Consider the following 12,417-nt stretch of genomic DNA (forward strand, 5'->3'; position numbering starts at 1 on the left):
GCCGCTTAGAACGTGTAGGAAACCCCGGCCTGCACTGTGCGCGGTGCGCCCGGGTAGATGTAGGTATTGAACGCACCCTCGTCATAGCCCTTGTTGAACACGTTCTTCACATCCAGGTTCAGCCGCACATGCTCGTTGACCTTGTAGAAGCTGAGCAGGTCGACGACGCTGTAACGCTCCATGGTGTAAGTGGTCGCTGCGGTCTGGCCGGCACGGTCATCGATGTACTTCACCCCAACGCCCAGGCCCAACCCCTTGGCCACGCCATCCTGGAACTCGTAGGTGTTCAGCAGGCTGAAGCTGTTGCGAGGAATGTTCGCCAAGCGGGTACCGGTGGGCACGGTGTTGTCCTTGGTGACCTCGGCGTCGACATAGGCATAGCCACCGATCACTCGCCATTCGGGGGTCAGGTTGCCGGCAATGTTGATGTCCAGGCCCCGGCTACGTACCTCACCGGCCGCGATGCTGTAGGTGCCGCTCGGATCGTTAGGATCACGGGTCAGCACGTTCTCCTTGACGATGTGGTAGATCGCGGCATCGACACTCAGCTGACGATCCAGCGCTTCCCATTTCACCCCCAGCTCGTATGACTTGCCTTTCTCCGGGTCGAAACCAGTGCCTTGCAGGCTGACGCCCGTGTTGGGTTTGAACGAGCGTGCGGTGTTGGCATACACGGCCAGCGTATCGGTGAGGTCATAGAGCAGGCCGAAGCGTGGCGTCACGCCGTTTTCGCCTTTGCTGAAATCGCCGGCATTGTTCAGCTTGTTGTCGTAGTCATGCTCGTAACGCTCGAAGCGCACACCTGCAAGGGCCTTCAAACGGTCGGTGAGGGCAACCTGATCCTGCACGAAGGCTGCCCAGGTCTTGAGGTTTTCCCGGTCATGGGTGGTGGTGCGGGTCAGGGCAGGGCGGGGCTGGCCCAGCACCGGGTCGAAGATATCGATCGGGTAGGCACCGCTGCCGGCGGCCGAGCGCTGGATGATCGAGTTGTAGTCGTAGTCCTCGTACTCGATACCGGTCAGCAACGTGTGGGCGAAGCCGCCCGTGTCGAAATGGCCGGTGAGGTTCAGCTGATAGTCACGGTCGGTCCACTCCAGCTTGCGGTAGTTGAAGTTGCGCCCCAGGGTGCGGCCGTCCGCCTGCAGGCCGTTGGCTTCGACGGCGTTGCCCTTGAGCGAACCGTCCAGCCACTGCAAGCCGCCGGCGAGGGTCCAGTCGTCATTGAGCGCATGCTCGAAACGCAACTGCGCCATGTCGTTGTCGTTGTGCAGCAGGTTGTCGCTGCCTTTTTCCCAGATGTTGGTGTCGCGCGAAGCGGTACCGCGTTGGCCGGGCAGACGGGTCAGGCCGCGGTCCAGCGGGTGATTGTTGCGCATGAAATCGCCTTCGAAGACGATCTTGGTAGCGTCGTTGACCTGCCAGCTGAGCACGGGCGCAACGTCGTAGCGTTCACTCTCGACGTCGTCGCGGAAGCTGTCGCCGCCTTCACCCAGCACGTTCAGGCGGTAGGCAAGCGAGCCGTCCTGGTTGAGCGGGCCGGTGGCATCCAGGGTGGCCCGGTGCATGCCCTGGTCGTCGAACTGGCTGCCGAGGGTCACCTTGGGTTCGCGCAGCGGCTGCTTGCTGACCACGTTGAAGGTCCCGCCGGGGTCGCCACGGCCATACAGGCTGGTGGCCGGGCCGCGAATGACCTCCAGGCGCTCGACGCTGTTGGCATCGGGGGCATTGGGGTAGCCGCGATTGATCGGGAAGCCGTTGCGGTAGAACTCACCCGTGGTGAAACCGCGCACGGTGAAAGTAGTCAGACCCTGGCCACCGAAGTTATTGGCACGACCAACGCCCCCAGCGTAGTCCAGACCATCCTGCAGGCGCGTGGCGCCGGTGTCTTCGAGCACGTCCTTGGGCACCACGCTGATCGACTGCGGCGTTTCGTGCAAGGCGGTGTCGGTGCGCGTGGCGCTGGCCGAGCGGTTGGCCTTGTAGCCGTCGACCGGGCCGTCGGCGCGCTCGCTGTCGGCGCTGCCGATGATGCTCAAGGCCTGGAGTTCGACATGGGCAGGGTCGCTGAGCGTTTCGGGCTCGGCGAAGGCCAGCGGGGAGACAGCATGAAGCACACAAAGCGAAACGAACGTGCGACGCATCGACGGTACGATCCTGAAGTAGGGCGCTAGGGAAGGGTGACAAGCGCCGCGAAACTACTACGAATCATTATCAAATGCATTCTTTTTAAATAGTACTGGTGTGCCAGATACCATCGAGGTTCCTGGGTCCGCAAAATGATTAGCAAGACCAATCCCTTTGGTAACCTACTGCTAGAGCAGTTCTGGTATACCAGCGGGAAAACCTGACTTTAAACTCAATTCATTCCTTTGATTGCCAGCACGTTGCACAGCGGATGCTCGACGACATGCGCCGTGGTCCCGCCAAGGAAGGTCTGCATGGCATCATGCCGGTGGCTGCCCATCACGATCACATCCACCCGGCTGTGGCTGACGAACTGGGCAATCGCCCGAATGGCGGCGCCTTCAAGGAAATGTCGGCGCTCCAGGGGAATTTGATGATGATCGCCCAGGCGATTGAACGCAGCTCGTTGCGCAGTGCGAACGCTGCTTTCGAAACCGGGCATGGTCACCGTGCCGGCGCCAAAGTCGGCAATGTGGGTCTTGGCCGCATCGCATACATGCACCAGGTGCAGCTCGGCGTTACATTGCAGGGCCAGGGCATGGGCGCAGTGAATCACCTGCTCGTCGAGGTGTTCGCCAGCACCCACGCTGTTGAGGTCGACCGCCACAGCGATCTGCCGTGGCAGCGGCAGGCGGATGTCGCTGACCAGGTGCACGGCCACCGGGCTGTCCTTGAGCAGTTGCCAGTCCAGTGGCGTGACCAGCAGGCGCTTGAGCACCGGCTCGTGCTGCACATCCTTGACCAGCAGGTCGCAGCCCTGTTGCTCGATGCGTTCGATCACGCTGCCCAGCGGATCGCGCGTCAGCAGCAGTTCGGTGGACACATCCAGGCCGGCATTACGCAAGTGCTCGCTGGCGTCGGCCAGCCATTGGCGGTTGTCGGCAAGCAGCCGCTCGCGTTCGCGGCCGTCGCTCATCAGGCCGAACGTGTCGACATCGTCGACGAACACATTGATATCCAGCAGTGCGCCGCTGGATTCAGCCAATGCCGCCGCGCGCTGCAGCGCCGGCGAGTAGCGCATCTGCGGGCCGAGCATCACGAACAAACGCTTGAACTGGCTCATCGCACACCTCCACGTGTGGGCAGCCCCCCGGTTCATGCCTGTTGATCTTGTCAGTTCAGTCTAGACCCGTAACGGCTGGCACTGCGGTCCATCACATTGGCGTGCTGGATATTTCGGCCGCCTGCCACCCGCCACCCAACGCCGCATACAGGTTCACCTCCGCCACCAACTGCGCCAAGCGGTCACCGATCAACCCCTGCTGCGCGCTGAACAGCGAGCGCTGCGCATCGAGGAACGTCAGGCTGCTGTCCACGCCAATGCGGTAGCGGTGCTCGGCCAGGTTGTAGTAACGCTGGTTCGACGCCACCAGATCGCGCTGGGCCTGCAGTTGCCGTTGGTAGGTAGCGCGTGCCGCCAGCCCGTCGGCAACTTCCTGAAACGCGCTCTGGATGGCTTTTTCGTACTGGGCCACCTGGAGGTCTTTCTGCAACTGCGCGTAGTCCAGGCTGGCGCGCAAGCTGCCGGCGGTGAAGATCGGCAGGCTGATCTGGGGTTGGAACAGCCAGGTACCGGTGCCCGCGTCGAACAGGCCATCGAGCTGCGGGCTGGTACTGCCAGCGTTGGCGGTCAGGCTGATACTGGGGAAGAACGCCGCCCGCGCTGCGCCGATGTTGGCATTGGCCGCCTGCAGCTGGTACTCGGCCTGGAGAATGTCCGGACGGCGGCGCAGCAAGTCAGAAGGCAGGCCTGCGGGCAGGCCGGCGATCTGTTCATCGGCCAGCGGCAGGGCGGCCAGGCTGTCGTTTACCGGTGCGCCGACCAGCAAGGTCAACTGGTTGAGATCCTCCGCCACCTGACGTTTGTAGCGCGCCACGGCGGCGCGGGTGCTGTCGACACTGGTGCGTGCCTGAATCTGGTCCAGCGCCGACACCGTGCCAGCGCGGCGTTGGTTGACGGTCATGCGCAGGCTGCGTTCGTCGGCGGCCAGGGTGTCCAGCGAGAGCGTGAGCAGCTCCTGGTCGGCGCGCCAGGTCAGGTAGACGCTGGCCACGCTCGCCACCAGGCTCAATTGCGTGCTGCGCCGGGCCTGATCGCTGGCCAGGTAGGTGAGCAGCGCCTGGTCGCTGAGGCTGCGCAGCCGGCCGAACAGGTCCAACTCGTAGGCGCTGACGCCCAGGGTCGCCGCATAGGTCGACGAGATCATACCCTGGTTGGTGCCGGTCATGCTGCGCGGCAGATACTGGCGCTGGCCCTGTGCATCGGCGCTGATCTTGGGCAGCAGGTCGGCGCGCTGGATACGGTACTGTGCGCGGTAGGCCTCGACGTTCAACGCCGCCGCGCGCAGGTCACGATTGTTGGCCAGGGCGTCGTCAATCAGCCCGCGCAGCACAGGGTCTTGAAACACCTGTCGCCAGTCCTGCGCCGGCCTGCGAGCCTGCAGGTCGCCCTGGTAGGCCGGCCCGTGCGGGAACTGCTCGGCGACCGGCGCTGCCGGGCGCTGGTAGTCGGGGACCAGGGAACATCCGCACAGCAGTGCGGTACAGAGGATGATGGCATGTCGGGGCATTACCAGTGCTCGCACAGTCAGGCGCCCGCCATCCATTTCGCCAGGCCGTGGCGGCCACTGACCCCCAGTTTCGCGGTGGCGCGTTTGAGGTAGGTTTCGATCGAGCTGTTCTTGACATTCAATCGTTGCGCCATCTCCGGCACGGTGCCGCCCGTCAGCAGCCCCAGACAGACTTCCTGTTCGCGGGTAGAGAGTTTTACCGCCTCCTGGGCCAGACGTTCGGCAAAGGATTGGCGCAGCGAGCCGGTGTCCATTTCCGAAGCGGGCGAGCCGTTGCGCGGGATACCCGGGCCCAGCCGTTGCCCATGGTGTTCGACCAGCGGCAGCAAGGTGTCGGAAAGCGCCTTGAGCTGCGACAGTTCAGTCAAAGTAAACGCCCGTTGGGTGGGCAAGCGATGGAAGCAGATGACCCAGCGGCGGTCACCACTGCGGGAAACCAGGTGACATTGGTGGGCGCTGTGGTGCGCGTCCGCTGGCGCCTTGAACTCGATCAGCAGGGGGTCTTTCATCTGCATGATGCTTTGCAGCAACGGATGGCGCAGCGTGTCTGCACTCGGCGACGGCTCCGCGCCGGCGCTGCCCAGCAGCTTGATGTGGTTAATGCTGGCCTGACGAGGGTCAAGGGTCCATTCGCTGAGGTCGAGCCTGTGAACCGGCACCTGGGCATCGACCAGGTGAAACATCTGCTCGGCGAAGCCATCGGCACCGCTGCTGGCGATCAGTTCGCCCAGTTGCAGATACAGCTGAGGGTCGGGGCGGTGTTCGAGGCTGGCGGTCAGCTTCATATCCTTGTCGTCCTTGATCTAAAACATTACGGCGGGTGGTCTCGCGGTCGAGTTCTCCGGGTGGCTGGGGCGCGGGCTTGGCGCTATTCAATCTCGACTGGGGGAGCTGAGTCTGTAATGGAAAACCGGGACAGAAAATGCCACTAATCGCTGCGGGGCAGAGCGGTACGCGCACAGCAGCGAAATGGCCTTTTCGACAGATAGCCGGCGAATTGACGTCATAAGCCTGTCAGTTCGCGACGGATCTCGAACGAACGACGCGGACGTAGGCCATCTTGGGCTGCTGCCAATGGCAAATCTCCTACATGCTTTTCAGCCAGCGAGGATGGGCCTAATGATTGTCCGGGTTTCAGGGGCCATACAGGGTGGGGTGGCAGTGCTTGAATCCGCGGATGATCAACCAGAAGGACCTGCCCGCTCATGCCTGCCGCCGAAACCTTTGCCTTGACCGTTGCCCAGCGCGATATCTGGCTCGACCAGATCAGCCACGGGGCCTCGCCGCTGTACAACATAGGCGCTTATGTCGAGCTGCAAGGGGCGGTGGATGTGGCGCGGCTGCGTGTGGCGCTGACGCACCTGGTGGCGTTGCATGACGGCCTGCGCACGGTGCTCGTGGATGGGCAGGGGGTGCCACGCCAGCGTTTTGCCGAGGACCTGACAATTGCGTTGACCGAGCACGACGTCCGTGGCGCCGCCGATCCCTTCGACGCCGCCCAGGGCCTGATCAAGGCCCAGATGCAAAAGGTATTTACCTTGGAGAGCGGCGCCCTGTGGGGCACGCAGCTGATACGGCTGGAAGATCAACGCTGTTTACTTGCCCTGCAGGCGCACCACCTGATTCTCGACGGCTGGGGCGTGGACCTCTGGTTCAAACAGCTCGCCGACACCTATCAGCTGCTTGGGCAGGGCCTGCCGTTACCTGCCACGGCGCCGTCCTATCGTGAGTTCATCGACGACGATGTCCAGTATCAGGTCTCGCTTCGCCACAGCCGTGACCGCGAGTATTGGTTGGCTAAATACCAGCAACTGCCCGATGCGCTGCTGGTGCCACGCGAGCGAGGCGCGGCGCTGACTGGCGAGCCGAGTGGCGTCATCGAACAACCTTTCGATGTCGACTTGCTTGAGCGGATGCGGCAATTGGGCGCGGACCTGCAAGCCTCGGCCTTTCACGTGTTGCTGGCCGCGATGCACGTATGCTGCGTGCGCACTTGGCAGCGCGACGAGTGGGTGGTCGGCCTGCCGGTGCGCAACCGTGGCAATGCCCGTTTGAAGTCGACCCTGGGGCTGTTCACCCAGGTCAGCGCCTTGCGAATGGATTTTGGCCGCAGCGGCACGTTCGCTGAGCTGGTGCAGGGCATCCGTGATGCCTTGAAGCAGGATTTTCGCCATCAGCGTTTCGCCCTCAGCGAGTTGAACCGAGCGCTCGGCGCGCTGCGTGAAGAACGCCCACAGCTGTTCGAGCTGATGGTGTCGTACGAGGAAGACGACAACGCGCTGCGCTTCGGCGACACCTGCGGGCACACCGTGATGGTCTGCAACAGCCACGAACCCACACCGCTGAGCGTCCACCTGCGCAGCAACAGCCACAGCGGCAAGGCTCGCCTGCACCTGGTGTACAGCCGAGCCTGGTTCGGCGCCGACGAGGTCGATGCACTGGCCGCACGGCTGTTGCATGTACTTGAGCAAGGGTTGCAGCAGCCCGGCTTGAGAATTGGCACTATCGACCTGCCGACGGCCAGCGAACACGCACAACTGCAGCAGTGGAACAGTGCTGCCATGACCCCGCTGCAGGGAGAAATGCTGATCCACCGCCGCATCGAGGCCCACGCCAAGGCCAGGCCTGAGGCGCTCGCCGCTCAGTATGAAGGCCAAAGCCTGAGCTACGGCGAATTGAACCGGCGGGCCAATGGCCTGGCGCGACACTTGATCACGTTGGGCGTCGGGCCAGACCTGCGTGTTGCAGTGGTCGCCCAGCGTGGCCTGGATACCCTGGTCGGGTTGCTGGCGGTACTCAAGGCAGGGGCCGCGTACGTTCCGATCGACCCGGCTCACCCGCTAGAGCGCCTGGCCTATCTGCTTGAAGACAGCGCGCCACAGGTGGTGCTGACCCAGTCGCGGTTGATTGGGCGGCTGCCTGTCCACGGCCTGCCGCAGATCGAGCTGGACCGACTGGCCTGGGATGAGGCGATAGACGATGCGCCTGAAGTCGCCAAGCTTGCGCCGCACAACCTGGTCTACGTCATCTATACCTCGGGCTCCACCGGCCTGCCCAAGGGGGTAATGGTTGAACATCGGATGCTGGCCAATCTGGTCGACTGGCACTGCAAACGTTTCGACCTCGGCCCAGGCCGTCATCAGTCGAGCCTGGCCGGTTTCGGTTTCGACGCCATGGCCTGGGAGGTCTGGCCTACCTTGTGCAGTGGCGCGACCCTGCACCTGGCACCGGTGCGCGACGGCGCCGAAGATATCGATGCCTTGCTGCGCTGGTGGCGGGCGCAGCCGCTGGATGTGAGTTTCTTGCCCACCCCAGTGGCCGAGCATGCGTTCGCCCAGGGCGAACTGCACCCGACCTTGCACACCCTGCTGATCGGCGGTGACCGCCTGCGCCGTCTGGCGCGCGAGCGCCGCTACCGAGTGGTCAACAACTACGGCCCCACGGAGACCACGGTGGTGGCCACCTCGGGCGGGGTCGAGGCGGGCCGGCCGCTGCATATCGGTGGGCCGGTCGCCAATACCCGCCTGTATGTGCTCGACGAACAACGCCGGCTGTTGCCGATCGGTGCAGCCGGTGAGCTGTACATCGGCGGCAGCGGCGTCGCGCGTGGCTACCTGAACCGGCCCGAGCTGACCGCCGAACGTTTTCTCGACGACCCTTACAGCCCGGCACCTGAAGCCCGCATGTACCGCAGTGGCGACCTGGTGCGCTGGCTGCCTGACGGCACACTTGAGTACCTCGGCCGCAACGACGACCAGGTGAAAATTCGCGGTGTAAGGATCGAGCTGGCCGAGATCGAGGCCGCCCTGGCCAGCCACCCGGCGCTGCGCGAATGCGTGGTGCTACTGCGTGACGGACAACTGCAGGCGTGGGTCATCGCCCAGACGCCAGTGACGCCCCGCGAGCTGCACGCGCATGTGCGGGAGCGGCTGCCCGCCACGCTGCTGCCCACAGCCTATGTCAGCCTGGCCAAATGGCCGCTCACCGCCAACGGCAAGCTTGACCGCCGTGCCCTGCCAGCTGCCGAGGAAGCAGCCAAGGTGCGCCGCGAGCACGAAGCGCCCGTCGGTGACATCGAGCAACGCCTGGCGCTGTTGTGGGCTGAGTTGCTGCAGGTCGAACGGGTAGGGCGCCAGGACCATTTCTTCGAGCTGGGCGGCCATTCGCTGTTGGCGGTGCAGTTGATCGAGCGTATGCGCCAGCTTGGCCTGCAAGCCAATGTGCAGGTGTTGTTCGGCCAGTCGACCCTCGCCAGTCTGGCGGCTGCCGTGGTGGCAAGCGAAGCTGCAACGGTGCCCGCCAATGGCGTGCCGCCAGGGTGCCTGCAGATTACCCCAGCGATGCTCAGGCTCACCGAGCTGGACCCGGCTGCCATCGGGCGTATCGTCGCAACGGTGCCGGGCGGTGCAGGCAATGTGCAGGAAATCTACCCGCTGGCACCTTTGCAGCAAGGCCTGCTGTACCACCATGTCACAGATGCCCAGGACCCCTATCAGCAGCAGGCGCTGTTCGCCTTTTCCGACCGCACGCAGCTGCAAGCCTTCGCCGATGCTTTGCAGCAGGTAATCGAGCGGCATGACATCCTGCGCACCAGCCTGCACTGGGAGGGGTTGGACGCGCCGCAACAAGTCGTCTGGCGCCAGGCGCGCCTGCCGATCGAGCGCTGGGTGGCAGCGCGGCCAGGGGCTGACATGGCGGCGCAGCTGCGCGCGGCCTACGATCCTCAACAGCGGCCGCTGGACCTGCGTCAGGCGCCGATGATGGCCTTGGTCACTGCCGAGGATGCGGGCCAGGGGCGCTGGTTGGGGCTGTTGCGCTTCCACCATCTGGTCAACGATGCCGTTTCTCTGCAGGTGCTGCTCGGCGAGCTCGATGCCTTCATGCACGGGCAGGCCGAGCCATTGCCGCCGCCGGTGCCGTACCGCGACTATGTGGCGCTCAGCGGCGCTGCCGAGCGCCAGGTCCGCCATGAAACCTTCTTCCGCGAGCAGCTTGCCGGGGTCGAATCCCCTGCGCCCTTGATCGGCCTGGGCGGTGTGACGGTGGATGAGCACGACCTGCAAACGCATGCCGTGACACTCGAAGACGGGCTGACTGACCGTCTGCGCGCTCAGGCGCGGCTCAACGGGGTGAGTCTCGCCAGCCTGCTGCACCTGGCCTGGGCTCAGGTACTGGGCAGCCTGACTGGCCGTGATGAGGTGGTGATCGGCACGGTTTTGCTGGGCCGGGCCATGGCCGGCAAGGGCGCCGACCGGGCCTTGGGCATGTTCATCAACAGTTTGCCGTTACGCGTCAACCTGGCTGGCCATTCGCTGAGCCAAGCCTTGGCGCAGACCCATGCACGCCTGGCCGAGCTGCTCGGCCACGAGGATGCCCCCTTGTTGTTGGCCCAGCGCTGCAGTGGCCTGCCCGCCGCCACCCCGCTGTTCAACAGCCTGATCAACTTCCGCCAGGGTGCATTGCCACAGGGGCTGGTGCTGCCTGGGGTGGAACTGGTCGCGGCCAGTGAAGTCGTGAGCCACGGCCTGGTGCTGACCGTGGATGACGCCGGCGCGACGCTGCAGTTAGCCCTGCGCGCCCCACATGCTGTCGGCGCACCACGGGTGCTGGGTTATTTGCTGGCGACCTTGCGTCAATTCGCAGAGACCGAAGCTCAAAGCCAGTCGCTGCAGACCCTGTGCAGCGTGCCCGCCGATGAACTGCAACGTCTGCTACACACATTCAACCAGACCGAAGACCGACAAAGCCCGCTGGGCACCACGCTGCCCGCGCTATTCGAAGCTCAGGTGCGACGTACGCCCCTGGCCATCGCGCTGCAGGCCGATGATGCCAGCCTCGATTACCAGGCGCTCAATACCCAGGCCAACTGCCTGGCCCATCGCCTGATCGCCCTAGGCGTGCGCCCCGACCTGCGTGTGGCCATTTGCGTGGAGCGCGGCGTGTCGATGCTGGTTGCACTGCTCGGCGTGCTCAAGGCCGGTGGCGCCTACGTGCCACTGGACCCAGGCTATCCCGCCGAGCGACTGCGTTTCATGCTTGAGGACAGTGCCCCAACCGTGTTGCTCGTGCATGGCGCCACCCGAGGCCTGTTCGACGCAACATCGCCACCGATCCTTGAACTGGACCGTGACGATTGGCAGGCCTGCAGCGCTGAAAACCCGACAGTGCCGGGCCTGGGCCCGGCGCAACTGGCCTACGTGATGTACACCTCCGGCTCCACCGGCACGCCCAAGGGCGTGATGATCGAACACCGTGGCCTGTGCAACCTGATGCACTGGGGCTCGCAGATCTGCCCGCCGCAGCCGGGGGATGCCCTGTTGCAGCGGGCGCCGTTCAGTTTCGACGGCTCGGTCTGGGAGCTGTTCTGGCCACTGTGCGCGGGCTTGCGCCTGGTTCTGGCGCGGCCCGACGGCCACCGTGATCCCGCCTATTTGCTGGCGTTGATCCAGGCACAGCAGGTCACTACGATGAAATTCGTGCCAGCGTTATTGCACCAGTTCCTCGACCAACCCGGTGTTGATCGCTGCACCAGCCTGACCGATATCTTCTGCGGCGGCGGCGAGCTGACCCTGGCACTGCTGCGCAGCGTGCGCGAGCGCCTGCCCAAGGTGCGCGTGCACAACGTCTACGGCCCCACCGAGGCGACAGTGGACAGCACCGCCTGGACCCTGCATGCGCATGAACCGCTGCCAGCGTTGGCACCGCCGATTGGTCGGCCCATCGCCAACACCCGCCTTTACCTGCTCGACGCGCACGATCGCCCGGTGCCGTTGGGCGCGGTGGGCCAGTTGCACATTGGTGGCGTCGGCGTTGCCCGTGGTTACCTGGGGTTGCCGGCGCTGCAGGCCGAGCGCTTCATACCCAGCCCATTCGTCGAGGGCGATCGCCTGTACCGCACCGGCGACCTGGCACGCTATCGCCAGGACGGCGAGCTGGACTTCGTCGGCCGTAACGACTTTCAGGTCAAACTGCGCGGGTTGCGGGTCGAGCTGGGCGAGATCGAAGCGGCGCTGCTAGCCCTCCCGGCCATCGGTCAAAGCGTGGTACTGATGCGTGAAGAGCGCCTGGTGGCCTATTTCACCTGCCGCCCTGCCAGCGTTGCACCTGCGCTTGAGGTGCTGCGCAGCCACCTGCTGGCGCGCATGCCCGAGTACATGGTGCCGCAGGCGTTCGTCGCGCTGGCGCAGTTGCCGTTGAGCCCCAATGGCAAGGTCGACCGCCGGGCGCTGCCGGCACCGGGACTGGACGCGGTGATCAGCCGTGATTACCAGGCGCCGCAGGGTGAGCTGGAGGCGGCCCTGGCGGGCATCTGGACCGAGGTGCTGAAAATCGAGCAGGTCGGGCGCGAAGACAACTTCTTCGAGCTGGGTGGCCATTCGCTGTTGGCGGTAAGCCTGGTGGCGCGCATGCGTCAGGCAGGGTTGTACGTCGATGCTCGCACCCTGTTCAGTCAGCCGACCCTGGCGGGATTGGCGGCCAGCACCCGGCGCGAGCAGGTTGAAGTGGTGATACCGCAGACCACCATTCCAAGCCTGGGCAAACGCAGGCGTATTTGAGGGCGTTCGCTTAGGGCGTGAGGTGGTGCGGAAATCGAGCGCCGCCCGCGCGGCGCATCGGGGATGAATCCGCTCCTACATTTGTTTCGGGCCAATTATGTCTGTGA

General features: G+C 64.6%; 5 protein-coding genes. 1 reads left to right on the top strand and 4 read right to left on the bottom strand.

The window, feature by feature from the left end; all coding sequences use genetic code 11:
- Positions 1 to 5: 5 nt before the first annotated feature.
- From ACZ6YA_RS19045 to ACZ6YA_RS19060, 4 genes are all read right to left on the bottom strand, one after another.
- On the bottom strand, positions 6 to 2,141 hold the full coding sequence (locus ACZ6YA_RS19045) for a TonB-dependent siderophore receptor (protein WP_465898636.1): 2,136 nt from the start codon (positions 2,139 to 2,141) through the stop codon (positions 6 to 8).
- Between the two features lie 215 nt (positions 2,142 to 2,356).
- A complete protein-coding gene (locus tag ACZ6YA_RS19050; protein WP_465898637.1) occupies positions 2,357 to 3,247 on the bottom strand; it encodes a universal stress protein in 891 nt (296 codons plus the stop codon).
- Positions 3,248 to 3,338: 91 nt separating this feature from the next.
- A complete protein-coding gene (locus tag ACZ6YA_RS19055; RefSeq protein ID WP_465898638.1) occupies positions 3,339 to 4,754 on the bottom strand; it encodes an efflux transporter outer membrane subunit in 1,416 nt (471 codons plus the stop codon).
- 17 nt (positions 4,755 to 4,771) lie between these two features.
- Positions 4,772 to 5,539, bottom strand: a complete 768-nt coding sequence (locus ACZ6YA_RS19060; protein ID WP_465898639.1) for a helix-turn-helix transcriptional regulator — start codon at positions 5,537 to 5,539, stop codon at positions 4,772 to 4,774.
- A gap of 420 nt (positions 5,540 to 5,959) precedes the next feature.
- Between ACZ6YA_RS19060 and ACZ6YA_RS19065 the strand changes: the two genes are divergently transcribed.
- Positions 5,960 to 12,310 carry an amino acid adenylation domain-containing protein gene (locus ACZ6YA_RS19065; RefSeq protein ID WP_465898640.1) on the top strand — a complete coding sequence of 2,117 codons (6,351 nt, stop codon included), beginning with the start codon at positions 5,960 to 5,962 and terminating at the stop codon, positions 12,308 to 12,310.
- Positions 12,311 to 12,417: the final 107 nt, after the last annotated feature.

It is taken from the genome of Pseudomonas sp. NPDC090752 (genome assembly GCF_055584805.1).

What these genes read in the sequence shown, in the direction of transcription:
- ACZ6YA_RS19045 (WP_465898636.1), bottom strand. Translation starts at nt 2,141, where the DNA reads ATGCGTCGCACGTTCGTTTCGCTTTGTGTGCTTCATGCTGTCTCCCCG.
- ACZ6YA_RS19050 (WP_465898637.1), bottom strand. Translation starts at nt 3,247, where the DNA reads ATGAGCCAGTTCAAGCGTTTGTTCGTGATGCTCGGCCCGCAGATGCGC.
- ACZ6YA_RS19055 (WP_465898638.1), bottom strand. Translation starts at nt 4,754, where the DNA reads ATGCCCCGACATGCCATCATCCTCTGTACCGCACTGCTGTGCGGATGT.
- ACZ6YA_RS19060 (WP_465898639.1), bottom strand. Translation starts at nt 5,539, where the DNA reads ATGAAGCTGACCGCCAGCCTCGAACACCGCCCCGACCCTCAGCTGTAT.
- ACZ6YA_RS19065 (WP_465898640.1), top strand. Translation starts at nt 5,960, where the DNA reads ATGCCTGCCGCCGAAACCTTTGCCTTGACCGTTGCCCAGCGCGATATC.